Annotated in this window: 23 protein-coding genes and 4 pseudogenes; 14 read left to right on the top strand and 13 right to left on the bottom strand. The window is 62.0% G+C overall.

All coding sequences use genetic code 11. The annotated features are described in order from the left end of the window. Window positions 1–89: 89 nt before the first annotated feature. From A7A09_RS17205 to A7A09_RS17190, 4 genes are read left to right on the top strand one after another with little or no spacing between them, the layout of a single operon-like run. Entirely contained in the window at window positions 90–533 is a 444-nt protein-coding gene (locus tag A7A09_RS17205) for a MaoC family dehydratase (RefSeq protein ID WP_106692559.1), read from the top strand. 31 nt (window positions 534–564) lie between these two features. Next, window positions 565–1,494 carry a bifunctional riboflavin kinase/FAD synthetase gene (locus tag A7A09_RS17200; RefSeq protein ID WP_106692558.1) on the top strand — a complete coding sequence of 310 codons (930 nt, stop codon included), beginning with the start codon at window positions 565–567 and terminating at the stop codon, window positions 1,492–1,494. Continuing rightward, window positions 1,494–1,934: a YcgN family cysteine cluster protein gene (locus tag A7A09_RS17195; protein ID WP_106692557.1), complete on the top strand. Its 441-nt coding sequence runs from the start codon at window positions 1,494–1,496 to the stop codon at window positions 1,932–1,934. Before A7A09_RS17200 ends, A7A09_RS17195 begins: the two co-directional genes overlap by 1 nt. Beyond that, complete coding sequence (locus tag A7A09_RS17190) at window positions 1,931–2,971, top strand: threonine aldolase family protein (RefSeq protein ID WP_106692531.1); 1,041 nt, start codon at window positions 1,931–1,933, stop codon at window positions 2,969–2,971. The genes A7A09_RS17195 and A7A09_RS17190 overlap by 4 nt, the downstream gene beginning before the upstream one ends. Before the next feature lie 17 nt (window positions 2,972–2,988). On the opposite strand, the gene A7A09_RS17185 is transcribed toward A7A09_RS17190, so the two are convergent. After that, window positions 2,989–3,486, bottom strand: a complete 498-nt coding sequence (locus A7A09_RS17185; protein ID WP_245999421.1) for an Lrp/AsnC family transcriptional regulator — start codon at window positions 3,484–3,486, stop codon at window positions 2,989–2,991. A 100-nt stretch (window positions 3,487–3,586) separates the two neighbouring features. Between A7A09_RS17185 and hppD the strand changes: the two are divergent. After that, window positions 3,587–4,698 (top strand): annotated as a pseudogene (hppD, locus tag A7A09_RS17180) (4-hydroxyphenylpyruvate dioxygenase). Between the two features lie 60 nt (window positions 4,699–4,758). Here hppD and A7A09_RS17175 read toward each other — a convergent pair. Beyond that, entirely contained in the window at window positions 4,759–4,962 is a 204-nt protein-coding gene (locus A7A09_RS17175) for a dodecin family protein (RefSeq protein ID WP_106692530.1), read from the bottom strand. A 66-nt stretch (window positions 4,963–5,028) separates the two neighbouring features. On the opposite strand from A7A09_RS17175, the gene A7A09_RS17170 reads away from it, so the two are divergent. Next, window positions 5,029–5,388: a Rieske (2Fe-2S) protein gene (locus A7A09_RS17170; protein WP_106692529.1), complete on the top strand. Its 360-nt coding sequence runs from the start codon at window positions 5,029–5,031 to the stop codon at window positions 5,386–5,388. Between the two features lie 69 nt (window positions 5,389–5,457). Here A7A09_RS17170 and A7A09_RS17165 read toward each other — a convergent pair whose 3' ends face one another. From A7A09_RS17165 to A7A09_RS17140, 6 genes are all read right to left on the bottom strand, one after another. Then, window positions 5,458–6,498 carry an ABC transporter substrate-binding protein gene (locus A7A09_RS17165; protein WP_106692528.1) on the bottom strand — a complete coding sequence of 347 codons (1,041 nt, stop codon included), beginning with the start codon at window positions 6,496–6,498 and terminating at the stop codon, window positions 5,458–5,460. A gap of 83 nt (window positions 6,499–6,581) precedes the next feature. Continuing rightward, window positions 6,582–7,325: an SDR family NAD(P)-dependent oxidoreductase gene (locus tag A7A09_RS17160; RefSeq protein ID WP_106692527.1), complete on the bottom strand. Its 744-nt coding sequence runs from the start codon at window positions 7,323–7,325 to the stop codon at window positions 6,582–6,584. A 92-nt stretch (window positions 7,326–7,417) separates the two neighbouring features. Beyond that, the gene (gene ppk2 / locus A7A09_RS17155; RefSeq protein ID WP_245999420.1) at window positions 7,418–8,299 is read right to left on the bottom strand and encodes a polyphosphate kinase 2; all 882 of its coding nucleotides are present in this window, start codon (window positions 8,297–8,299) and stop codon (window positions 7,418–7,420) included. 5 nt (window positions 8,300–8,304) lie between these two features. Next, the gene (locus tag A7A09_RS17150; RefSeq protein ID WP_106692525.1) at window positions 8,305–9,231 is read right to left on the bottom strand and encodes a homoserine O-succinyltransferase; all 927 of its coding nucleotides are present in this window, start codon (window positions 9,229–9,231) and stop codon (window positions 8,305–8,307) included. Window positions 9,232–9,236: 5 nt separating this feature from the next. Beyond that, on the bottom strand, window positions 9,237–10,088 hold the full coding sequence (locus A7A09_RS17145) for an ATPase (protein ID WP_106692524.1): 852 nt from the start codon (window positions 10,086–10,088) through the stop codon (window positions 9,237–9,239). Between the two features lie 305 nt (window positions 10,089–10,393). Beyond that, entirely contained in the window at window positions 10,394–11,557 is a 1,164-nt protein-coding gene (locus A7A09_RS17140) for an OmpP1/FadL family transporter (RefSeq protein WP_106692523.1), read from the bottom strand. Between the two features lie 269 nt (window positions 11,558–11,826). Between A7A09_RS17140 and guaB the strand changes: the two genes are divergently transcribed. Then, a complete protein-coding gene (guaB, locus tag A7A09_RS17135; RefSeq protein WP_106692555.1) occupies window positions 11,827–13,275 on the top strand; it encodes an IMP dehydrogenase in 1,449 nt (482 codons plus the stop codon). Window positions 13,276–13,333: 58 nt separating this feature from the next. On the opposite strand, the gene A7A09_RS17130 is transcribed toward guaB, so the two are convergent. After that, window positions 13,334–14,551, bottom strand: coding sequence for a methyl-accepting chemotaxis protein (locus A7A09_RS17130; RefSeq protein ID WP_106692522.1), 1,218 nt, complete (start codon window positions 14,549–14,551; stop codon window positions 13,334–13,336). A gap of 153 nt (window positions 14,552–14,704) precedes the next feature. On the opposite strand from A7A09_RS17130, the pseudogene A7A09_RS17125 reads away from it, so the two are divergent. The 6 genes and pseudogenes from A7A09_RS17125 (at window position 14,705) to A7A09_RS17100 (ending at window position 21,165) form a co-directional block, all read left to right on the top strand. After that, window positions 14,705–15,520: pseudogene (locus tag A7A09_RS17125) on the top strand (IS5 family transposase). A gap of 235 nt (window positions 15,521–15,755) precedes the next feature. After that, on the top strand, window positions 15,756–17,327 hold the full coding sequence (locus A7A09_RS17120) for an ABC transporter substrate-binding protein (RefSeq protein WP_106692521.1): 1,572 nt from the start codon (window positions 15,756–15,758) through the stop codon (window positions 17,325–17,327). A gap of 9 nt (window positions 17,328–17,336) precedes the next feature. Then, entirely contained in the window at window positions 17,337–18,278 is a 942-nt protein-coding gene (locus A7A09_RS17115) for an ABC transporter permease (protein WP_106692520.1), read from the top strand. Next, on the top strand, window positions 18,275–19,174 hold the full coding sequence (locus A7A09_RS17110) for an ABC transporter permease (RefSeq protein WP_106692519.1): 900 nt from the start codon (window positions 18,275–18,277) through the stop codon (window positions 19,172–19,174). The genes A7A09_RS17115 and A7A09_RS17110 overlap by 4 nt, the downstream gene beginning before the upstream one ends. After that, window positions 19,164–20,177 carry an ABC transporter ATP-binding protein gene (locus A7A09_RS17105; RefSeq protein ID WP_106692518.1) on the top strand — a complete coding sequence of 338 codons (1,014 nt, stop codon included), beginning with the start codon at window positions 19,164–19,166 and terminating at the stop codon, window positions 20,175–20,177. The genes A7A09_RS17110 and A7A09_RS17105 overlap by 11 nt, the downstream gene beginning before the upstream one ends. Continuing rightward, window positions 20,155–21,165, top strand: a complete 1,011-nt coding sequence (locus A7A09_RS17100; RefSeq protein ID WP_106692517.1) for an ABC transporter ATP-binding protein — start codon at window positions 20,155–20,157, stop codon at window positions 21,163–21,165. The genes A7A09_RS17105 and A7A09_RS17100 overlap by 23 nt, the downstream gene beginning before the upstream one ends. An 18-nt stretch (window positions 21,166–21,183) precedes the next feature. Here the strand turns inward: A7A09_RS17100 and A7A09_RS22170 are convergent. The 4 genes and pseudogenes from A7A09_RS22170 to A7A09_RS17080 form a co-directional block, all read right to left on the bottom strand. Next, window positions 21,184–21,597: pseudogene (locus A7A09_RS22170) on the bottom strand (ABC transporter permease); the annotation flags it as partial. Continuing rightward, window positions 21,489–21,776 carry an ATP-binding cassette domain-containing protein gene (locus A7A09_RS21145; protein ID WP_211341168.1) on the bottom strand — a complete coding sequence of 96 codons (288 nt, stop codon included), beginning with the start codon at window positions 21,774–21,776 and terminating at the stop codon, window positions 21,489–21,491. The gene A7A09_RS21145 and the pseudogene A7A09_RS22170, both read right to left, overlap by 109 nt. A 15-nt stretch (window positions 21,777–21,791) precedes the next feature. After that, entirely contained in the window at window positions 21,792–23,165 is a 1,374-nt protein-coding gene (gene chrA / locus A7A09_RS17085) for a chromate efflux transporter (RefSeq protein ID WP_211341167.1), read from the bottom strand. A gap of 1 nt (window position 23,166) precedes the next feature. Next, entirely contained in the window at window positions 23,167–23,985 is an 819-nt protein-coding gene (locus A7A09_RS17080; protein ID WP_106692515.1) for a chromate resistance protein ChrB domain-containing protein, read from the bottom strand. A gap of 206 nt (window positions 23,986–24,191) precedes the next feature. Here A7A09_RS17080 and A7A09_RS21620 point away from each other — a divergent pair. Next, window positions 24,192–24,377, top strand: a pseudogene (locus A7A09_RS21620) (MFS transporter); the annotation flags it as partial. Between the last annotated feature and the right edge of the window lie 129 nt (window positions 24,378–24,506).

Here is a 24,506-nt window from a genome sequence, read left to right as displayed (position 1 = left end):
GCCACATCGAAGATATTTTCTTGCGTGACGGGGTTTTTGCTGCTATGCAGCATTCTATCCTGAGACCCGGTTGAGTTATGGAACGCAAGATGTTGGACAATCTTCCCCGCGGCACGATCGTCATCGAGGATCTGGAAGTCGGCATGACCCGTTACCTGCAAAAGCAGGTAACCGATCACGATATCGAGCTGTTCGCCGAAGTATCGACCGATCGCAACCCGGTGCATCTGGATGATGACTATGCGCAGGACACGATTTTCGAGGGCCGGATTGCGCATGGAATGCTGACGGCGGGGCTGATCTCGGCGGTGATCGGGGAGCAGCTTCCCGGCCATGGCACGGTCTATCTGGGCCAGACGCTGAAATTCATGGCACCCGTCCGTCCCGGCGACATGGTCCGCGCCGAGGTCACGGTCGAGACAATCGATCACGCGAAACGCAGGGTGACGCTTGCAACCCGCTGCCTCGTCGGCGATACGGTCGTTCTGAAAGGCGAGGCTGTCGTTCTGGCGCCAAGCCGCAAGTTCGACTGACGGGGCATGGATGGCCCCGATAGGGGGCGCATTGCAGATCCATCGTGACTGGACCGGCCTGCCAATCAGCAGCCATGGCGCGACGATTGCCATGGGCAATTTCGACGGCGTGCATCTGGGTCACCGGGCGGTGATCGAGGCGGCCTCACGGGCCGCCGATGCACCTTTGGGCGTGCTGACATTCGAACCCCATCCGCGCGAGTTCTTTGCCCCCGATGCCCCGCCTTTCCGGCTGATGAATGCCGAATCCCGTGCCAACCGCCTGGCACGCTTGGGCGTGGAGCAGCTCTATGAATTGCCCTTCAACGCCGTTCTGGCCGGGCTGACCCCCGAAGGTTTTGCGCGCGAGGTACTGGTCGAGGGGTTGGGCATCCGCCATGTCACGGTGGGCGCCGATTTCTGCTTTGGCAAGGACCGGGCAGGGGATGCGCAGACACTCACGGATCTGGGTACGAAGCTGGGATTCGGCGTGACCGCCGTTCCGCTGGTGGGAACCGGTGGGCAGGATTACAGCTCGACCGCGATCCGCAAGGCCCTGACCGAGGGCCGCACGCGCGATGCCGAGAGGATGCTGGGCCATTGGCACCGGATCGAGGGCGAGGTCGTCCATGGCGACAAGCGCGGCCGTGATTTCGGCTGGCCCACCGCCAATATGCGCATGGAGGGGCTGCATCTGCCGCGCCTTGGCGTCTACGCGGTGCTGGTCGATGTGCTGACCGGTCCGGACCGGCTGTCCTGCCAGGGCGTGGCCAGCCTTGGCGTGCGCCCGATGTTCGGCCGGAACGCCCCGAATCTCGAAGTGCATCTGTTTGATTTCGACGGCGACCTTTATGGCCAGCACCTGTCGGTCGCGCTGGTCGAATTCCTGCGCGACGAGGCGAAATTCGACAGTATCGAGGTGCTGATCGACCAGATCGCCGATGACGCGGACCAGGCGCGCACGGTCCTGGCGGGCGCGTGATGCGCGAGAGATTCTGGGAATTGCCGCTTAAGCAACTCACCCCCGGCGAGTGGGAGGCGCTTTGCGACGGTTGCGGCAAATGCTGCCTGAACAAGATCGAATACGAGGATACCGGCGAACTGGCCTTTACCCGTGTCGCCTGCAAACTGCTGGACGGGCATGCCTGCCGCTGCAGTTCCTATGCGAACCGGCATGATTACGTGCCCGAATGCGTCGTGCTGACACCGAAAAAGCTGAAAGAGATCGCGTGGTGGCTGCCCGCGACCTGCGCATACCGGCTGCGTCACGAGGGCAAGCCGCTCTATGAATGGCATTACCTGATCTCGGGCGATCCGGAATCGGTGCATCGGGCCGGGGTCAGCGTGCGCGGCTGGACCGTCAGTGAGGCGGCATTGTCCGAAGAGGACTGGGAAGATCACATCATCGAGGATTTGTCATGAATTTCGCCTCCGACAACACATATGGCGCGCATCCGGCGGTCATGGCCATGCTGGCGGAGTGCAATCATGGCGCGGTGATGGGCTATGGCGCCGACTCGGTGACGGCCCGCGCCGAGGCCGCGATCCGGGACGCGCTGGAGGCGCCGCGCGCGGTGGTCCGCTTCGTCGCGACCGGGACGGCGGCGAATGCGTTGGTCTGCGGGCAGCTCGCACCACGCTACGGACGGATTTACTGTCACCAGGACGCCCATATCGAGACCAGCGAATGCGGCGCGCCCGAGTTCTTTACCGGCGGTGCCAAGCTGGTGACGCTGCCGGGTGAGCATGGCAAGATACAGCCCGAAGCGCTGGCCGACGCCATGTGGCGCGGGGCGGCGGACGGGCTGAATGGTGGGCGCAACGGGCTGATCTCGATCACCAACGCAAGTGAATGGGGCACCGTCTATACGCCGGATGAGGTCGCGGCGCTGGCGCGGGTGGCGCATGAGGCCGGGCTGCCCCTGCATATGGACGGGGCGAGATTTGCCAATGCGGTGGCGTCTCTGGGTTGTTCGGCGGCGGATGTGACATGGCGCGCGGGCGTCGATGCGCTGTGCTTTGGCGGCACCAAGAATGGCGCCATGGGGGCCGAGGCGGTGGTGTTCTTCGATCCCGATCTGGCCGAGGAATTCGACTATCGCCGCAAGCAGTCGGGGCATGTATTCTCCAAGCAGCGTTTCCTTGCCGCGCAGATGCTGGCGCTGGTCGAAAACGGGCTGTGGCTGGAATTGGCGGGCCATGCCAACGGCTTGGCTGCCAGGCTGGCCGAAGGGATCACCTCGATCGGAGGTTCGCTCCTGGCGCCGGTGCAATCGAACGCGGTCTTTGCGACGATCCCGCCCGAGGCCCATGCGCGGGCGAAACAAGCGGGCGCGATCTATTACCTCTGGCCCGACAAATCCGCCGAGGGGCTGGACCCGGTGCCGATCCGGCTGGTGACGGCATGGGACACATCCGAGGCGGATGTCGAGGCGCTGATCGCGGCGCTGGCGGGCTGACAAGAGGCGGTGGCGTATTACGTCACCGCGATCCCGCGATCGTCCTTCAATGTCTTGAGCACGATCTCGGACCGGACCTGCGAGACCTGCGGATGCGGCAGCAGGTGGCGGTGGACGAAATCGGCAAAGGCATCCAGGTCGCGGGTGCGGATATCCAGCACGTAATCGGCGTCTCCGGACACCGAAAAGGCCGAGCGGATCTGCGGATGGCTGGCGACGAAACGGGCGAAATCGTCTTCCTTGCTCTGCCCGTGGCTGGACAGGTTCACCCGGATGATCGCGCGCAGCCCATAGCCGAGCCGGGCCGCGTTCAGGCGCGCCGAATAGCCCTCGATCACGCCCGCCTGTTCCAGCGCGGAACGCCTGCGTGAACATTGCGAGGCCGACAGGTTCACCACCTCGGCCAGCGCGGCATTGGTCATCGCGCCGTCCCGCTGCAATGCGACAAGAATTGCAATGTCAAAGCTATCCAGTTCCATATCGTGCACCATCCATTCATTATGTGCGTGTTTCATGCGATATTGCCGTGAATGTGACGAAACTTGCAACCTTCTTGCGCCTGTTTGGGGGCATTCTGCGACCAAAGCGACATCACCCGGTCTACAGGAGGAGCAAATGGGCCCTTTCCCGCATAACGCCCCGAAAGCCACGATCAGCAAGGCCAACCCGGCCGGAACCGACGGGTTCGAATTCGTCGAATATGCCCATCCGGAGCCCGAAAAGCTGGACACGATCTTTCGCCAGATGGGCTTTACCCCGGTGGCAAAACACAAGAGCAAGAACATCACCCTCTATCGCCAGGGCGATATCAACTACCTGCTGAATGCCGACGCGGGCAGCCATGCGGCGGGCTTCGTCAAGAAGCACGGCCCCTGTGCGCCCGCCATGGCTGGCGGGTCGTCGATGCGCAGGCAGCGTTGAAGCGCGCCCTCGACCTGGGGGCCGAGGAATATACCGGCCCCGGCAAGTCGATCGAGGCGCCCGCGGTTTTCGGGATCGGCGGCTCGCTGCTGTATTTCATCGATACCTATGGCGATGAGGGCAGCGCCTATGACGCCGATTACGATTGGCTGGGCGAGGCGAATCCACGTCCCGAGGGCTTCGGTTTCTACTATCTCGACCACCTGACCCATAACGTGATCCGCGGGAACATGGACACCTGGTACAAGTTCTATCACGACACGTTCAATTTCCGCGAGATCAAGTATTTCGACATCAAGGGCAAGCAGACCGGCCTTGTCAGCCGCGCGCTGACCTCGCCCGATGGCAAGATCCGCATCCCGATCAACGAATCCACCGATGATCGCAGCCAGATCGAGGAATATCTGAAGGAATACAAGGGCGAGGGCATCCAGCATATCGCCATCGCCAGCGAGGACATCTATGCTGGCACCGACCGGATCTCCGAGGCGGGGATGGAGTTCATGCCCGGACCGCCCGACACCTATTACGAGATGTCGCGCAAGCGGGTCAAAGGCCACGAGGAACCCATCGAGCGGATGAAGAAACACGGCATCCTGATCGATGGCGAAGGCGTGGTCGGCGGTGGCGAAACCCGTATCCTGCTGCAGATCTTCTCGAAAACCGTGATCGGCCCGATCTTCTTCGAATTCATCCAGCGCAAGGGCGATGACGGTTTCGGCGAGGGCAATTTCCGCGCCCTGTTCGAGTCGATCGAGGAAGACCAGATCCGCCGTGGCGTGCTGAGCGCGGAACCGGCCGATTGATCCTTACCCTGTCACGTCACCCACGACATGGCGGGCGGCGTGACAGGCCGTCTTGTGCCGTCAATCGTCCAGAACGAATGTGACCATCATGTTGACGCGATAGCCGGTGATATTGCCGCCATCGCAATCGACGCTCTGCTCCTTGATCCAGGCACCCTTGACGTTGCGAAGGGTCTCGTTGGCGCGCTTGACGCCTTTCTTGACGGCATCCTCGAAACTGGTTTCCGATGAAGCCGAAATCTCGGTTACTCGTGCAATGGACATGGCGATGCTCTCCCTCTTTCCCTGTGAGACTATGACCAACGTATCATTCCCTCGTGAGGTTCCGCGATGAGCTGGACCGATTACGCTTCGGCCCCCGCACGAGGCACGCCGATCTGCGCCGAATCCGATATCGAGGGCGCGCATGCCCTGTTGGTCACCACCGAAAAGGGCAGCTTTCCCCTGCTGCTTCTGCGCGCCGGCGAAACCATCCGCGCCTATGTCAATGCCTGCCCGCATCAATACCTGCCGCTGAATTACCGCGGCGATCAGCTTGTATCGGCGGATGGCATGAAACTGATGTGCACCGCGCATGGCGCGCAGTTCGACATCCATACGGGCGAGGCGCTGCAGGGCGCCGATTGCGGTCTCGACGCCGTGCCGATCGAAGTCAGGGACGGCCAGATCCACATCGCGGTCACTGGCTGACCCATTCTTCTTCATGCAAATATCCCCGGGGGTCCGGGGGCAGGCAGCCCCCGGCTTCCACCGGTTTCCTCAGAAACCGGCCTTGATCTTCTCGAACTCGGCGAGCTGCTTTTCCCGCTGCGCCGGATCGTTCGGCACCTGCGCGAGGATCGGAGCATCGACCTCGCTCAGCCCTTCGGCGACTGCGGGCTCATCCTTGATCGTCTCCATCGCTTCGGTCGAGCTGTGCCCATAGCCGATCGTGTCCAGCAGTGCCTTTCCTGCCGAGGGCTCCAGCCAGGCATTGATGAAATCGTAGAGCTTTTCCTCGCTGCCCGGCCCGTTCTTCATGTTGACGAAGCCGCAGAAGAAGGTTGAAGATCCTTCTTTTGCCGCGCGCTGGAAGCCGACGGGATAATCGTCTTCCTTCAGATAGGTCACGCCGTCATTCCATGACCAGGCCACATCCACTGCGCCCGAGGCCATCAGCTGCGCCTGTTCGCTCGGATCAGACCAATAGGCGGCGACATTCTGATGCGCCTCGCGCAGCCAGTCGGCGGCGGCCTGGAACTGTTCGTCCGTGACCTCGGTCCAGTCGGTCGTGCCGGTTGCCAGATAGGCCAGCGCCCAGACATCATCGGAGCTGTCGGGCAGCGAGGTGCGGCCCTGGTATTTCGGATCGACGAAGATCTGCAGGCTCGCGATATCCTCCTCGGGTACGGTTTCGGTATTGTAGGCCACGGCGGTCGCGCCCCAATCGGTCGGGATATACCAGACGCCCTCACCGTCCTTGAATATCTCGGAATCGAGGAATTCCGGGTCGAGCTTATCGAAATTCGGGATCTTGGATGTATCCCATGGCTCGATCAGCCCGGCATCGCGATACTTGCTGACCATCTGGCTGCAGGGATGGACGGTATCGGCCTGGAAGCCCGAGGCGATCTTCTGGAATGCCTCGTCGTCATCGCCGAAAAAGGCATAGGTCGGTCCATCGCCATGCTTGTCGATATAGGCCTGGAAGATCGACGGCTCCTCGAAACCGGCCCAATCGAACACGGTCAGTTCGGAATCGGCGGCAAAAGCCGGTGCCGCAAGGGTGGACACCAGCACGGTGGTAGAGAAAAGACGCATGTGAGGGGCTCCTGTTGGTGGTGTTTTACCCGACGCTAGCCGCAGCACCCGCACCGCGCAAGAGAAACGCGCGGGCCGGGCGATCAGCGCATGCGCAGGGCGCCATCCAGCCGGATCACCTCGCCGTTCAGGTAGCCGCTTTCGACGATGAAACCGGCCATGCGGGCATATTCCGCGGGATCGCCCAAGCGTTTGGGAAAGGTGACCTCGGCGGCCAGGCTGTCCTGCACGTCCTGGGGAAGGCTGCGCAGCATCGGTGTGCCGAAGATGCCGGGGGCGATGGCGCAGACCCGGATCCCCTGGGACGCCAGGTCGCGGGCGATTGGCAGGGTCATCCCGGCAATCCCCGCCTTCGAGGCCGCATAGGCCGCCTGTCCCTTCTGCCCGTCGAAGGCCGCGATGGAGGCGGTATTGATGATCACGCCCTTTTCCTCGCGCTGGTTCCCGGCCATCTCGGCGGCGGCGAGACGCAGGACGTTGAAGCTGCCGATCAGGTTGATCTCGATGGTGCGGCGAAAGCCGTCCAGGCGATGCGGACCTTCGCGCCCGATGGTCTTTTCTCCGGTCGCGATACCGGCACAATTCACGCAGATATCGATGCCGCCCATGATTTCAACCGCCTTGGCGATGGCGGCGGTCACGCTGGCCTCGTCGGTCACATCGGTCTGCGCATAGCCCGCGCCAATGGCCGAGGCGGCCTCTCCTCCTGCCGCGTCAAGGTCAAGCACCACAACCTGCGCTCCGCAAGAGCGGAAATGACTGGCCGTCGCGGCCCCAAGACCAGATGCGCCCCCGGTCACGATAGCGCGCGCGTTCGACAGATCCATACCGTCCTCCCTGTGATGTTCCCAAGGATGTCATGCCATGCGCGAGGCGACTCTACCAGTGGCGTCAACCCGCCCCAATCATCGCTTTGACATCACCGCTTCAGCATCTCCGGCCCACCGGCGATCTTCGGGTCGATCTTGCCGATGGCCTTCGCATCCTTGCCCGCGTAATCGACGGCGTTCAGCACCGTCTGGATGGCCGCGATCCGTGCCCGGCGCTTGTCATCCGAGCGGATCACCGTCCAGGGCGCGATGGGCGAATGCGACAGGTTCAGCGTCTCGGTGATGGCCTCGGTATATTCGTCCCATTTCGCCAGCCCCTCGACATCGATGCTGGACAGTTTCCACTGCTTCAGCGGGTCCTTCTCGCGGTCGAGAAAACGTTTCAACTGCTCGGCCCGACCGACATTCAGCCACAGCTTGACCAGCACGATACCGTCATCGACCAGGGTCTGCTCGAAGCCGGGAAGCTGGCGGAAGAAGGCGTTACGCTTGACGTCGGAGCAGAAGCCGAACACCTTCTCGACCACGCCACGATTATACCAGCTCCGGTCGAACAGCGCGATTTCCCCGGCGGCGGGAAGCCAGTCCGCGTAACGCTGGAAATACCATTGCCCGGATTCGCGTTCGGTCGGCTTGGGCAGGGCGACGATATAGGCGGAACGCGGGTTCAGGTTCTCGCGGATACGCTCGATCGTGCCGCCCTTTCCGGCGGCATCGCGGCCCTCGAACAGGACCACGAGACGCTTGCCGGTCGCGTTCACGTCATGCATCAGCCGCACGAGCTGAAGCTGCAAATGCTCCATCCGGTCCTTGTAGTCATCCTTGTCCATCTCTTCCCGATAGGGATAGCCGGGATCGAGGACGTCGTCCTTGTCCGCCTTTTGGATGGATTTGCGGATCTCTTTCGGGGCCAGCTTGTCCAGATAGTCGCTGATCTGGCCGACAAGCGGCAATTCGGGCATTCTGGCCATCGTGTTCAACCCTTTCCGATACGGGACATGTCGTACCAGGTGGTCTGGTAGATCTCGTTGATCCAGTTACCGTAAAGCAGATGCGCATGGCTGCGCCAGCGATTTGCGGGTGGCCGGACAGGGTCATCTTCGGGATAGTAATTGCAGGGGATGTTGATCGGCCTGCCGTTTTCCACGTCGCGGTCATATTCGTCCTTGAGCGTGGTGCTGTCATATTCGAGATGGTTGAAGATATAGAGCGCGCGGTGCCCCGGGTCCTCGATCAGGCAGGGGCCGACCTCGTCGCTGGCCAGGAGCGTGCGCAGGGCGGGGCGGGTGTCGATCTCGTCCTGCCTCACCTCCGTCCAGCGGCTGACCGGCACCAGCACGTCATCCGAGAACCCGCGCAGGTAAGGCGAGGCGGGCGAGTGGTTCTGATGACGGAAACAGCCGAAGGCCTTGTGGTCCAGCATATGCTTTTCAAGCCCGTGGAAATGCCATGCCATCGCCATGCCGCCCCAGCAGACGCCGAAGGTTGAATGGACATGCGTCTGCGTCCAGTCAAAGACCCGCCTGAGCTCGTCCCAATAGGTGACATCGCCGAAGGAGAGATGCTCGATCGGCGCCCCGGTGATGATCAGCCCGTCGAATTTCTCGCCCGTCGCCTCGACCTCGCGGAAGGGGCGATAAAAGCTTTCCATGTGATCGGCGGCAGTGTTGCGGCTTTCATGGTCCGACATGCGGATCAGTTGAAAGTCGATCTGCAGCGGTGTGGCGCCGATCAGCCGGGCGAACTGGTTCTCGGTCTGGATCTTCTTGGGCATCAGGTTCAAAAGCCCGATGCGCAAGGGCCGGATATCCTGCATGGCGGCCCGCCCCGGCGACATCACCATCACGCCCTCATCCGACAGGATGCGATAGGCGGGAAGGTTCTCGTTCAGGGTGATGGGCATTGTCGTTATTCCTTGCGGTCGATGGCGCGTGCCACCAGTTCGGTGAAGTCGGAAGCGTTGCGCACCGCCGCGACTTCCTCGGCGGTGACGGTGATGCCGCGTTGTGCCATGGTGGCATAGCGGGGCTGGCGATGGGCCAATGCGCGGGCATAGGTCCAGCGGATGAAGGCGTCGGGATTGACCGGCGCCGGATGATCGGCGGTGTATTCCTTCCACGCGGCGCGAAGGAATTCCGGTTGGTAATACATGGGCTTGGGAGCCCTGTCGAAGCGGCGGACCAATTCGGCGGTATGCTCGTCCGAGCCCTTGATCCAGACCATCAGCATCCGGTTTTCCATCGCCTCCAGGACCGGGTCCCGGGGGTCCCCGGGATCCACCACCTCGCAGACCGAACCGCTGGTATCGCAGATGAAATGGTCATAGCCATAGATGTCCTGCGCGCGTTCGATGAAATGCCCGCCATCCAGCATCGCGGCGATCTCGGCCGCGCGGTGCTGATCCTGGCGCTTCATGTATTCGCCGAAATCCAGCCCGCCCCTCGCCGGATCCCCGGGCTTGCCCAGATAGGTGGACAGGGGCGCGAGGTTCTCGAAGGTGATGTTGCTGGCGATATAGACGCTGTCGGACATCAGCAATTCACGCAGCAGCGGCACCTGCATGGCGTGACGCTTGAAATTGTCGGTGATCCGCTCGCCCATGTAGCGCGTGCCGATGCGGTAATCGACCGAGTAATGGAACCAGTCGCCGGTCTCGCGCAGCATCGAGGACAGAAAGGTCTTGCCAAGCCCCGACATGCCGAACAGCGCGACGCGCTTGTGCGGGGCTGCCTTCCATTCCTTGCCGGTCCTGTAGATCATGTTCCGCCTTTCACTGACCCGGGCATAGGTAATGCGCCCGAAGGCAAGAGGGAAGGGGCCGCGAGCAAGGCGGCGCTGCGTCGGCCGCACGCACCGCGAAACGGACCATCTGCCCCGGATTATCGGGCATTCCGGCTGTTGCGGATCAAATCCGGTGCTTCTTCTTCACGCAAATATCCTCGGGGGAGGCCCCGGAACGGGGCCGGGGGCGGACAGCCCCCGATCATCGCGGGACGCAATCCGTCACCGCCAATGAAAAGGCCCCGCGCGGATGCCGGGGCCTTTCGGGCTCGTGGCGGGCGGGATCAGAAGCTGTAGCCGACCTTCACGCCCACGCCCCAGACATGGTTGTCCTCCATATCCGCGCGGGCGGTGTCGGGTGTGCCGGTTTCCGGCATGGCGTCGCCCAGCTTGTAATAGCTGACGCCGGTGGTGATCTTCAGCTTGTCCTGCGTATAGATCGCGGCGAGGGTTATCCCCTTCTTGCCATTGGTGGGCGCCAGCGGCGAAACCAGATCGTCGCCGGATTTCTCGAAGATGAAGCTGGCTGCACCCGACCAGTTCTCGGTGAACTTGCGGCCCACGCCAATCGTGTAGGTGGTGGTGTCTTCGAGATCGACGAGGCCACCTTTGGTCACCTGGACGAATTTCTCCGGGTTCACCTGGAAGCTCGACCAATCCACCCAACGGATCGAACCGAAGACGAGGGTTTTCGGATCGACACCGGTCTGGAATTCGAGGTTCCATGATTTCGGCGACTCGACCTTCAGCGTGGACGAACCATCCAATAGCGCCATGGCGGGGGCCGGGCCCGGCCCGTCGGGATCGACCAGCGGACCGGATTCGGTCACGTCGAAATCATGTTCGATCGATGAGTTATAGGTCAGGGCCACGCGCGCGGCGATGTCTGGCCTTTCCCACGAGACACCGGCAAGCCAGCCATATGCCGTGTCCCTGTCCACATCGAGATTATAGCCGCTCACCGGACCATAGGCGGCCCCGCTCAGCGTCACATTCGCATCCGTACGCCCGGCCCGGATACCGGCATGGACGCCGAAACCGTTCTCGGGCATCTTGAACCGAACGATCCCGGTCAGATGCTCCCCGTCCACGGTGGCGGAGGTTCCGCCGAGCATGGCTGATCCGGTTCCAGCCACGGGGTTGAAATCGGGATAGTCGATATCGGCCCCGATGGGCTGGTCCAGGATGATCGCCGCGGACCAGCTGTCGTTGAACTGATGCTTATAGGCCATGCCGAACAGGTTATAGCTGTTCGCGACGCTGCCAGTCTTGAAGCCAAGCTTGTCCACGCCATCGACACTGGGCTTCACATGGCCAAAGCTGAACTCGGCGTAATTGCCCGGCTCCCAGAGCGGGCCCAGGAACTGGCCTCCGCGCTCGATACCGCCGGCCAGGGCGGGCGCGGCGCCGATCAGCAATGCGGCTGTGCCGGAAAACACGTATTTCATAGATACCTCCCTTTACAGGTCCGGGCCTCCTCAGCCCGGATGAACCTTGATGAGCCAGCCTACCGCCAAGCCCGTGCGAATCAATTGTCACAGCCAGATGACGTAGCGTTGATTCCATCTGTCGTTGCGTCACCGTGTCCTCGTGGCAACTCTTTGCCGCCGCCGCCCACCGTGGAGCACGGGCGCAAGGCGGCAACTCGGCTCTGGACAAATCCGCCATTGCATGAAAGGGGAAACTGCCAAACGAAATGATCGCAAGGACCCCCGCCATGCAGATTCGTGAGGCTCTCACCTTTGACGATGTTCTCCTGGTTCCCGCCGCGTCAACCGTCCTGCCCTCGACGGCGGATGTGACGACATATGTGACGCGTTCCATCCGGATGAACATTCCGCTGCTGTCCTCGGCCATGGATACGGTGACCGAAAGCCGGATGGCGATCGCCATGGCGCAGGCGGGCGGGATGGGCGTGATCCACCGCAACCTGACCACCGAGCAGCAGGCGGACGAGGTGCGCCGGGTCAAGCGCTTCGAATCCGGCATCGTCTACAAGCCGATCACGCTCAGCCCGGAGCAGACGCTGGCCGATGCCAAGGCGCTGCAGGACCGCTATAACGTCACCGGCTTCCCGGTGGTGGAAAAGGATGGCCGGGTGGTGGGTATCGTGACCAATCGCGACATGCGCTTTGCCAGCGACGACAAGACACCGGTGCGGGCGATGATGACCTCGGACAACCTGGCGATGCTGACCGAGCCCGCCGACCGCCAGCAGGCCATCGACCTGATGAAGGAGCGCCGGATCGAGAAGCTGCTGGTCACCGACGGGCAGGGCAAGCTGACCGGGCTGCTGACGCTCAAGGATACCGAAAAGGCGGTGCTGAACCCGCTGGCCTGCAAGGACGATCTGGGCCGGCTGCGGGTCGCCGCCGCCTCGACCGTCGGCGAGGAGGGGTTCGAGCGTTCGCAGGCATTGATCGAGGCCGGGGTGGACATGGTGGTGATCGACACCGCGCATGGCCATTCGGCGGGCGTCGCCAAGGCTGTGGAACGGGTCAAGGCTTTCTCGAACGAGGTACAGGTGGTGGCAGGCAATGTCGCCACCGCCGAGGCGGTCCGGGCGCTGATCGGCGCCGGCGCGGATGCGGTCAAGGTCGGCATCGGGCCGGGCTCGATCTGCACCACGCGGATCGTCGCGGGGGTGGGTGTGCCGCAATTGACCGCGATCATGGATGCGGCAAGCGCGGCGGGCGATGTGCCGGTGATTGCCGATGGCGGCATCAAGTTCTCGGGTGATTTCGCCAAGGCGATCGCGGCGGGCGCAAGCTGCGCCATGGTCGGCAGTGCCATTGCGGGCACCGATGAAAGCCCCGGAGAAGTCATTCTGTATCAGGGCCGTAGCTTCAAGAGTTACCGCGGCATGGGAAGCCTGGGGGCAATGGCGCGCGGCTCGGCCGATCGCTATTTCCAGAAGGACGCGGCGACCGACAAGCTGGTGCCCGAGGGGATCGAGGGGCAAGTGCCCTACAAGGGACCGGCAGGTACGGTGATCCACCAGCTTGTCGGCGGTCTGCGCGCGGCGATGGGCTATACCGGCTGCGCCACCGTCGAGGAGATGCGCAAGAATTGCAGTTTCGTGCGGATCACAGGGGCGGGGCTCAAGGAAAGCCATGTCCATGACGTGCAGATCACGCGCGAAAGCCCGAATTACCGCTTGGGGTGAGGTTGCGGCATTAGGTATCAAGCGATGTCCCGGCGAGAGCCCGACGCGGCGTGACCGCTCAGGCCGGGCGTTTCGGAATCTCGGGCCGGTCACGGGATTCCGGCGTGGCCGGGCCGTTGTCCTTGCGCTTGATATTGCCATCCTCGTCGCGAAACCCTTCGATCAGCGCCATGAGGGCATGGGCGTTGTCGGTCAGCGTATCCGTCGCCGACTCGGCCCTTTTCGCGGTCAGCGCATTGGCCTGAATGACCTGGTCCAACTGGTTGATGGCGGTGTTGATCTGTTCCGATCCGACGCGCTGCTCATTCGTGGCCGCGGAAATTTCCTGGACCAGATCGCTGGTTCGCTGGAATTCCGGGATCAGGGCATTCAGCTCTGCCCGGGCCTTGCCAGAAGCTTCCGCCGTGGTCCGCGACAGCGCGATGATCTCGTTCGCCGCTTCCTGGCTGCGTTCCGCCAGCCGCCGGACCTCGGTGGCCACGATGGCAAAACCGCGGCCATGTATCCCCGCCCGCGCCGCCTCGACCCCGGCATTCAGCGCCAGGAGATCGGTCTGCCGGGCGATGTCCTGAACGATGGCGATCTTCCCGGAGATCGCGTCCATCGCCGACACGGCCTCTTCCACGACCTGCGCCGCCGATCTCGCCTGTGCCAGCGAATTCCCCGCGATGGTTTCGGTTTGCGTCGCATTATCGGCGCATTGGCGGATATTGGCGGTCATCTGTTCGGTCGAGGCGCTTGCCTGCTGCGCGGCCGATGCCTGCCGTGTCGTGCCCTCGCTGACACGTCCTATCGCCTCGTTCATATGCGCGCAGGCCGTCATCAGGCTTTCCGCGCAATGCTTTACCCGACCGAGAAGCCCGTCCAGCGCCTCGTATTCCTGCGAGATATTCCGGACGAAGGCCGCATAGGCCCAGCTCTTGCCGACGCGTATCTTGGACAGGGCAAGCGACACCGACACTTCGCGGCCATCGCGCCGGATCAGCTTCAAATCCCGGCTGGAACCGACGATCTTGTCGTGACCCGTTCTGCGGTTGGAATTGACATATTCGTCATGTCCGGCCTGAAAGCGTTCGGGAACCAGCATGCGGACATTCCTTCCCAGGACCTCCTTGGCGGAATAGCCCCACAATACCTCTGCCGCACGGTTGAAGAAGATCACGTTGTTGCGGTGATCGATGATGACGACGGCATCGATCGCACTGGCAAGCGTCGCCTCTGCCATCCATCCCGGCACGCTCTGCCTTCGGCTTTTGGGAAACGTCAGGATTGTCATGTCGGCACCTTGGTTGAAATTGCTCCGCCGGAATAGCCGGAAGGAGTTAAGAATCACTCAAGGGATACGAATCGGGGCAAGCGGGACCGCATTGTTGCACAAACCTGACGATGGAGGATTCACTTCGCGAATCCATGCGGTTAGACGCGCTGCATGAGCAAACCATCCCCCGCCCGCTATCGTATGACGAACTGGTCCAGCTACAATTCATCGCTGCGGAAGCGGGGATCCCTGCTGATCTGTGCCGACAAGGACATGGCCTGGCGCGCGCCGCATGACGGCCGGCCCCGACCTCCGCCGGTCTTTTCCGATGCGGCCATCCAGTTCTGCCTGTCCATCAAAGTGCCGTTCAAGCTTCCCTTGCGGCAGACCGCCGGGATGGTGGCGAGCCTGCTGAAGCTGGCGGGGCTGGACAGTCCCGGGATCAAGTTCCCCGGCGACGGCGAATGGCAGGCGCGCAAACATGGGGTGCAGGGCCGCCGCCAGTGGCGCAAGGTGCATCTCTCGCCATGGACCCGGCCACATCCGACATCCGTGCCGTGGAATTCACGCCAAGCCGGGATGGCGACAGCCCCGTACTGCCGGAGCTCCTCGGCCAGATCCCAGAGGGCGAGCAGATCGGCACCGTGACTGCCGACGGCGCCTATGACACGCGCCGCTGCCACAAGGCCATCCTCGTGCGTGAGGCCACACCGATCATTCCGGTCCGGAAAAACGGCCGCCTGTGGAAAGACGATTGCCCGGCGGCACGCGCCCGCAACGAGACTCTGCGCGCCACCCGTCATTACGGCAGGGCGTTCCGGAAACGCTGGACCGGATACCACGCCCGCAGCCGGATCGCGGCAAAAATGCCCTCGCAGGTTCTCTTGAACCGGTGGCGTTCACCTGCTCGACCTGAAATCCTTCGGCGAACGCATCATGGCGAGAGACCCGGACCGACAGACCGCCGAGATCGTCCGCGTGGCATAACGTCCGCGGGGGAAGGGGGAAGTCACGCCTCAGGCGCGAGTCGCGCAACAACGCCGGTGAACAGGCTCGATGCCGGAGCCCGCACCGATCGGCGATCCGCACGGTCAACAAAATTGTTCACAAAATAATTAGATAAAAGTGAACAAACTTGTTGACAATTTTTTCGCCGGCAATACGGTAAATAAGTATAGACATATTGAGTCGGCACATCAGTGCGATTGGGGAGGAGAGACCAATGAAACGACGCATGTTCCTGCAGCGATCAACCGCAGTGATCGGGGCTTCCGCATTGGGAGGGCTGTATCCGGGGATCCTGAGCGCACAAGCGCACGAGAATACGCTTCGGATAGCGATTTCCAAAGCTGCCGGCGATCTCGACCTGCTGAAACATTATGCGATCTGGGCCGTTCAGGACCTGATGTTCGAGCCGCTCGTCAAATACGGCAAAGGCGGCGAGATCGAGCCTTGCCTTGCCACGGACTGGTCGCTTGAGGACGGCGGAACGACGCTCAAGCTGACACTCCGGGAAGGTGTTACCTTCCAGGACGGCACGCCTTTCGATGCGGCGGCCTGCAAATGGAACCTGGAACGCTGGATGGGCACCGAGAAATTCGAATGGATGAGCTGTTCGAAGAATTTCGAATCCGTCGAAATGGTGGACGATTACCATGTAAACATCCATTTCAAGGCCCCCGTCATATCGCTTCTCCAGGAATTGTCCTATACGCGCCCGTCGCGCTTCGTCAGTCCCAATGCCGTCGATGAAGAAGGCAATCAGGTCGAGCCGATCGGCACAGGTCCGTGGCGCCAGGTCAGCGCGAGTGAAGCGGAAAATGTGTTCGAGCGCTATGATGGGTATTGGGGCGAAAAGCCGTCTTACGAGCGGCTGGAGGCCAAGGTCATCCCCGAATCCCGCTCTCGGGTGGCTGCGTTGCGGTCAGGCGAGCTGGACGTGATCGGCGGCTTCTGGATCGCTCCGTTGAGCCCGATTGAGGCCAAGCAGCTCGAGGATGCCGGTTTCACCATTTCGGTCGATCCGGGTAACGTCACATTGGTGATGGGGTTCAACCCGGACCGGTCCGAGGCGCTGCGGGACAACAGGGTGCGCCGCGCGATCAGTCTGGGTGTAGACCGCGAGGCCGTCGGCAAGGCGTTCTACCATGGATATGCGAGACCCGCCGGCAGCCTGTTCTCGGACGTGCTGCCGCTTTCCGGCCAACAGTTCGAAGCGCCCGCCCGCGATGTCGCCGCAGCCTCGGCCCTCCTTGAGGAGGCAGGTTGGACCGGTGGTCCCATTCGTTCGAAGGAGGGGAAACCGCTAAGCATCGAGATGGTTATCAGTCCCGATGCGGTTCCCGGCCTGCGGATCATGTCCGAGGTCATGCAGGCTCAGCTCAAGGAGATCGGGATCGATATCGTCATCCATTCCGTCGATCATGCCACCAAGCATACCGAGATGCTCGAGCGCAAATACGATATCGGCTTTTTCCTGACCTACGGCGCGCCATTCGATCCATTCGGGACCATCGTCGGATTGTTCCTCTCGACATTCAAGAATGACGTCGAAGGCAAGCTGTATACCGACGCAGAACATCTCGATCCACTTATCAATGCGGCGATTGACGCGAAGCCGGAGGACACCGAGGCCGAACTTCAAAAATTCTATGACTGGCTGCACGACAATGACGCGATTGCGCCGCTCCTTTTCGTGCCAGGCATCTGGGCTCATTCGGATCGAGTAGCAGGCTTCACCGGCCCCGCTACGGAATACGACATGCCCTATGAGAATATCACACTGAAGGCTTAGGAGGATTCCATGCTTCGCTACACCGGGAATCGGCTTCAACAATCGGTGGTTCTCCTGTTCCTCGCATCGGTGGTCTGTTTTACCCTTGTCGTTTCCTCACCCGGAAACGTAGCGGTGCTGATCGCCGAATTGCGCGGCATGATCGGATCACCGGGCTATGTCGAGCAAATCGAGCAGGAAATCGGCCTGAACAAGCCGCTGCTGATACGCTACGCGGACTGGTTGGGTAATGTCATACAAGGCGATTTCGGTATTTCCTACCGAACGGGACATGATGTGAATGCCGATATCATGAATCGAATAACGGTCACCGGAATGCTCGTGGCGGGTGGTGCGGTCGTCGCCACCGTCGCGAGCCTGGTGCTGGGCTTCATCGGTGCGTTCTGGCCGGGCGGAATAACGGATCGCGCTGTCAGGGGGTTTGCCCTGGTTGGCGCGTCCACACCGACATTCTTTGTCGGCGCCCTGGTCATCTTCATGTTCGCGGTGATCCTGAACCTGGTTCCCGCCGTTGGCTTCAATGGTCTGAAAAGTTGGATACTGCCCTGGATTACCGTCGCCGTCCTCCCTGCCGCTGTACTCAGCCGGGTGGTGCGTGTCGGTCTCGAGGAGGCAATGGCCAGCCCCTACGTGCTCACGGCGAAAAGCAAGGGGCTAAGTCGCTTCCGCATCATGTTCCGTGACGCACTGCCCAATATAACACCGATCTATATCAACGCGCTTGGCACTCAGATCGGCCTCATGACCGCAGCTGCGATCATTGTCGAACCGCTTTTCGCCTGGCAGGGCATGGGAGATTATTTCCTGAATGGTGTGCGTTTTCGCGACTTCATGGTCGTGCAGGCCTGTCTGCTGCTGTTTCTGACTTTCTTCATCGTCGTGAACCTCGTCGTCGACCTGACCGTGATGGCGACCGATCCCCGCATCCGTCGGCAAAGGAGTGGAGCATGAGACCGTTGGTATCGCTTGTCACATGGCTCAAGGGCCTGCCGCGAATAACAGTCGTGACAGTCAGTCTGTTTCTGTTCTTCGGGATATTCGGCCCCTGGATCGCTCCGATGGACCCAAGTGCCCAGGACCTCAGCTTGATGGGGCAGGGGCCAAGCGCCACGCATTGGCTGGGCACCGATCACCTTGGGCGCGACACGCTCAGTCGCCTGATGGTTGCGGCCAACACTTCCCTGACCAGCGTCGGCATGGTTCTGGCCATCGCCATGACGATCGGCATCACGATGGGAACCATCGCCGGATATTGCCGTGGCTGGGTGGAAGACCTGCTGATGCGCCTGGTGGATGTGGGGCTCTCGATCCCGAGCCTGATCATCTCGCTGGCGGTTATCGGCATCGTCGGCCCGGGGTACTGGTCCATGGTCTTTGCGCTCGCCCTTGCCTGGTGGCCGATGAGCGCCCGGATCAGCCGCGCGGTCGCGGTCAGCATCATGAACAAGCCGCATATCGAGGCGCTGCGCGTGCTGGGTGCCAGCCCACTTCGCATATATTTCAATCACCTCCTGCCGGGAACCATCGGGTCGGTCATGGTTTATGCGACCGCCGATGCCGGCATGGCGGCAATCGCAGTGGCGACATTGAGCTTTCTCGGTCTCGGTATTCAACCGCCGACACCGGAATGGGGGCAGATGCTGGTCGACGCGCTTCCCTATCTCGAGTCCGATCCGCGACAGGTCATCCTGCCCGGGCTGGCACTGACTGCGGCCGTTATCGGTTTCAACACGCTCGGGGAAACTATCGCATTGAACCGTGTGCCGAAACGACTGTCGCGGCGACAGCTCCTGACGCGCCGCATGGAAGTCGCGGGTTGGCATAAGGAGACGTCAGATGCAGCATGATGCAACGCTCAAAGTCGATAACCTGACGGTAGATCTGCTTACCAGCAAGACCGCCGTCCGTCCTGTGGATGGCGTCAGCTATTCGGTTCGAAAAGGCGAATGCCTGGCAATCGTCGGGGAGAGCGGCAGCGGCAAGACCGTCATGAATTTCGCTCCATTGGGACTGATGCCAGCCGGTGTCTCGACAGAGTTGTCCGGTTCCGTGAAGTTCAACGGGCGCGAATTGATCGGCCTGGAGGATGGAGAGCTACGCCACATCCGCGGCAAATCGATCGGGTTCATCTTTCAGGATCCGATGAGCGCCCTGAACCCGGTGCGCCGCATCGGTCGTCAGATTGCGGAAATGGCCGAGTTGCATCTCGGTCTGAGCCCGAGCGCTGCCGAAGCGCGGGCCCTCGAATTGATCAAGCTTGTCGGGATCCCGGATCCCGAAGCGCGGCTCAGGCAATACCCGCATGAATTGTCCGGCGGGCTGAGACAGCGCGTCGTGATCGCCATCGCATTGGCCGGGGAACCAAAGCTGCTGATCGCCGACGAGCCGACGACTGCGCTGGACGTAACCGTGCAGGCCCAGATCCTGCGGTTGCTGAAAGACCTGCGCAAGCGGCTCGACATGGCAATGATCCTGATCACCCATGATATGGGGGTCGTTGCAAGCTCGGCGGATGATATCGTGGTCATGTACGCGGCGCGCGCGGTGGAACGCGGGCCCGTGGAAGAGGTCCTGACCCAACCCCGGCATCCCTATACCCGGGCCCTGATCAACGCGATTCCCAAAAGCAGCGACACCGTCGGCACGCGTTTTCGCGGGCTGTCGGGTATGCCGCCAATTCTCGGCGCTCCGAACCCCGGATGCGCTTTTGCACCACGCTGCGACCTGGCGGTGGCGGAATGCCGGCATACCCGCCCGCTCATGTCCCAGGCAACCCACTCCACGGTGAGGTTTGCCTGTCCCATAGCCAATACCGAAAGTGAGATTCATGGCACAGGCACCTGTTCTTAAGGTTGAAAACCTCAGCACGCGTTTCAAAACCGGTCAGCGCGGGAAATTCGTGCATGCGGTGGACGATGTTTCCATTGAACTCCGGTCGGGCGAGATCGTGGGACTGGTGGGCGAATCCGGCTGCGGAAAGTCCACACTCGGGCGAACCATCGTCGGCCTCGAAAAGGCCCATACTGGAAAGGTGTTCCTGGACGGCGTCGAGCTCAACAGATTGAACGGCCGCGAGGCAAGGGAGCGCAGGCGAGCGGTTCAGTATGTTTTCCAGGATCCCTATTCCTCCCTGAATGATCGTCAGACCATCGGGGAAACAATCGAAGAGGCACTCCTGATCGGTGGGCTGCGCTCGCGAGAGGAGCGCGCGGCCCAGATCACCAAATTGCTGGATCAAGTGGGGCTGGCCAGTGTCGTCAAGGATCGCTATTCGCGCGAGCTGTCCGGGGGGCAGCGCCAGCGGGCGGCGATCGCCAGATCGCTGGCGGTCAATCCGCGTGTTCTGATCTGCGACGAACCCGTTAGTGCGCTGGACCTGTCGATCCGGGCGCAGGTGATGAACCTCTTCCTTGATTTGCGAAAGGAGCTGGACGTCGCCATACTGTTCATCGCGCATGATCTGGGACTGGTCCGACAGGCTTCTTCACGCGTATATGTCATGTATCTCGGCAAGATCGTTGAACACGGGCCATCCCAGGAGCTCTACGACAATCCCAGCCATCCCTATTCGCAGTTCTTGCTGTCCTCTGTCCCGGAGGCCGATCCGACCACCGAGCGGGATCGAGAATTGCCCATGCTGGCCGGTGAGCTTCCGAGCCCGGTGGATCCTCCTTCCGGGTGCAGGTTCCGGACGCGCTGTCCCCTGGTTGCCGACAGGTGCAGCCTGCATCTTCCCGAACCGGCGACCGTGTCGCCCGCTCATAGTTCGGCTTGTATCCGTGCACGCGAAATGCATGCCAAGCGCCGGTCGATTTTTGTCGAGCACAGGGCGGCGTGACCTGGTTGCCCCGAGGAGCATGGCGCGATCATCGCTGGTCAATTTCACGATACCCGCCTTCTGGACGAACTCATCGAGTTTGATCGGATGCCGGGTGCGCATGCGGCGCTCGACCAGCCGATCCGGCCGTAGCCTGTGTCGATGGTCGGTCGGGCGCCAGGCACCTCCGAGTATTGCGCAAAGAAGACCGAGACCCGTCGCGCCGATGATCAGGAACATGATCAAAAGCTGATACCGGACGGCCTCCGCCGGGGAGACACCGGCCAGGATCTGTCCGGTCATCATACCCGGAAAAGACACCACCCCTGCCGCCATCGCGTTGGTCATCGGCATGAAGCCGCGGCGTATCGCCTCCTGCATGGCCGGGCGCAACGCTTCAAAGCGTGTCGCGCCGAGCGCGATGCGCGCCTCGATTGCCGCGCGTTCGCGGATGGCGCCATGCCGCCGAACCACAACTCGCCTTCATGCGGGTCGAGATCGGCAATAGCGCGCAAGAGCAGGCTCTTACCGGCACCTGACGGTCCACGGATCGTAACAATGCTGCCGCCCGGCAGATCGAGATTGCATCCGGCTAGGATCACCGTGGAGATGTTCCGTGCAATGAGGCGCATGACAGCGAGGTTGATTCAGATACCGCCCAGACCGGACAGGTAAAGCAGGATTCCCGCAGCGGCACTGCCGATCAGCACCTTGAATATCCCGACCCGGAATTGGAGCATCGCCACCAGCGCCGCGAGCGTCAGCAGGGCCGATGCAGGGTTGATGCTGCCAGGAACAGGAACGTTTACCTGCATGCCGAGCCCCGTGAAGACGCGCATCTCCCCGAAGACCAAATGCAGACCGAACCAGACCGCAAGGTTCAGGATCACACCGACGACCGCGGCGGTGATCGCCGTCAGGGCGGCTGTCAGTTGATGATTGTCCCGAAGCCGTTCGATGAAGGGCGCGCCAAGGAAGATCCACAGGAAGCATGGGGTAAAGGTCACCCAGGTGGTCAGCAGACCGCCCAGGGTTCCGGCGAGCAGTGGCGACAGGCCACCGGCCTCGCGCAGGGCGCCCATGAAGCCCACGAATTGCGTGACCATGATCAGCGGCCCCGGCGTGGTTTCGGCCATGCCGAGCCCGTCCAGCATCTCTCCCGGTGCCAGCCAGCCGTAATGCTGCACCGCTTCCTGCGCCACATAGGCCAGAACCGCATAGGCACCGCCGAAGGTTACCACCGCCATGGTGCTGAAGAAGCCCGCGATCTGGCTGAACACATTCGCCGGGCCGAGCAGCAGAAACAGCAATGCCACCGGGATCAGCCACATGCCAAGCAGCACGGCCGAGATGCGAAGCGCCCAGCCCCGGTTGACGCGGGTATGTTCCGGCGATTCCTCGCCCAGCAGCGTATCGGCATCGGCGACCTGCACCGAGCCGACCTTCCCGTGACCGCCTCCGTCTCGAAACGCCGGAATATTCGCGCGCGATCCGATAAATCCGATCAGCCCGGCGGCAAGGATGATCAGTGGAAAGGGCACGCCGAAGGCAAAGATCGCGATGAATGCCGCCGCGGCAATCGCCAGCATTGCCGCATTTTTCAATGCCCGGCTGCCGATGCGGATCACGGCCTGCACGACGATGGCCAGAACCGCGGCCTTCAACCCGAAGAACAGCGCCTCGACGATGCCGACATTGCCCCAGATGGCATAGATCCAGCTCAAGCCCATGATCGCGACGACACCGGGGAGAACGAAAAGCACGCCGGCGATGATCCCGCCAAGCGTGCGGTGCATCAGCCAGCCGATATAGACCGCCAATTGCTGTGCCTCCGGTCCCGGCAGCAGCATGCAATAGTTCAGCGCGTGCAGGAACCGTTTCTCGCCCAGCCATTTCTGCTCTTCGACAAGGATGCGGTGCATCATCGCGATCTGCCCGGCAGGGCCGCCGAAACTCAGCAGGCCGATCCGGGCCCAGATCCGGGTTGCCTCCATCAATGTCGGGTAGCGGGGCTTGTTCATCTCACACCTTCGGCTTGTTGGTCGGCCAGTTATGGGTCTCGTCGCTGGCATCCCGTGCCCAACGATAAAACGCGTCATATAGCAGCATGCCGGCTTCGAGCTGTTCCAGATCGTCGGAATACATGCGTGACAGGCCAAGCGAGGCGGCCAGCAATCCCGCCGCCTCGGGCGCAAGGTCGAGCCGCGCCGTATCCGCACCGCGGATCATGGTGGCAAGCCGGTCGAGCGCAGGGATGGTCAGGCCGAACTCGGCCAGCATCACGTCGAAGGTGCAAAGCTCCCCTCGATGGCTCCAGAACACATTCTCGATATCGAAGGGGGCCGCGTCATACCGTTCGGCCACGCCAAGCACCTCGGAAGGCGCGACGAACAGGATCACGGCGCGCGGATCGAGAAAGCGGCGGATCAGCCAGGGGCAGGCGATGCGGTCGATCTTGGGCCGCGACCGCGTCACCCAGACCGTGCGCCCCCCCGCATCGCGTGGCGGCAGCTTGTCCGGGTGGATCAGGGGAAGATCAGCGGCTTTCCATGCCTCGAAACCGCCTTCCAGATATTCCGCCGGACAGCCCTCGGCCCGGAGCCAGGCCGCCGCCCCCTGACTGCGCTTGTGCCCGGCCTGACAGATCGTGACAGAAGCGATGCCGGTCAGGCGAGATGCAAGCTCTGGTAGCGCCCGATCATCGGCCTTGATGGCGCTCGGTATGAGACGGGGATCGGCCTCGAAATCTTCCGTGGAGCGGACATCCAGCAGCACCGGCGCACGTGGAGTGCCGATGATCTTTGACAGCTTGTCACTCGAAATGGCATTGGGCGCAGGCATATGCGTTCCTCCCTTGACAGGATCTTGTGCTGGAACGCGAACTTCGGCTGGCGCCTCGTGGGGAGCTCGCCATCCCCATGGCTTGAGATAACGACAATGCGGCTTGGTGGTCAAGGGTGGCGCAGGATTGTCCGGGACATGAGATCGGGTGACTTGCATGTAACTGCGGCACGTTTCCGTTCTAGCCGCGAACGATTTGCGTTGCGGTGATGAGCTACAACTCGCTGTTTCTGGGCACGGCTGCAGGGTTCCTCGGTTCTGCCCTGCTTGCTCTCTTTGTGCTGCTGCCAAGCCCGAGAACATCCGAGCCACGCGGGATATACGATCGAACCACACGTGGAATTCGCATTTACTTGGCAACCCCACGTCTGCGCGGCCTTCTGGCACTCAACCCATCTCGAATAGACGAAGATGCCTTATTGTCGAAGATCGTGGAAGTGCAAATCCTCGATTCCGAACAGTTTGCAGCCGCGGATGACGTTCGCTGTTATCGCATCGGGGGAATAGGGGACGATTTCTGG

The sequence above is a fragment of the Paracoccus methylarcula genome, assembly GCF_003007735.2.
Lineage (GTDB): Bacteria > Pseudomonadota > Alphaproteobacteria > Rhodobacterales > Rhodobacteraceae > Paracoccus > Paracoccus methylarcula.
Note: the sequence above shows the minus strand (reverse complement) of the source record. Positions and strands in the feature narration are given on the sequence as shown.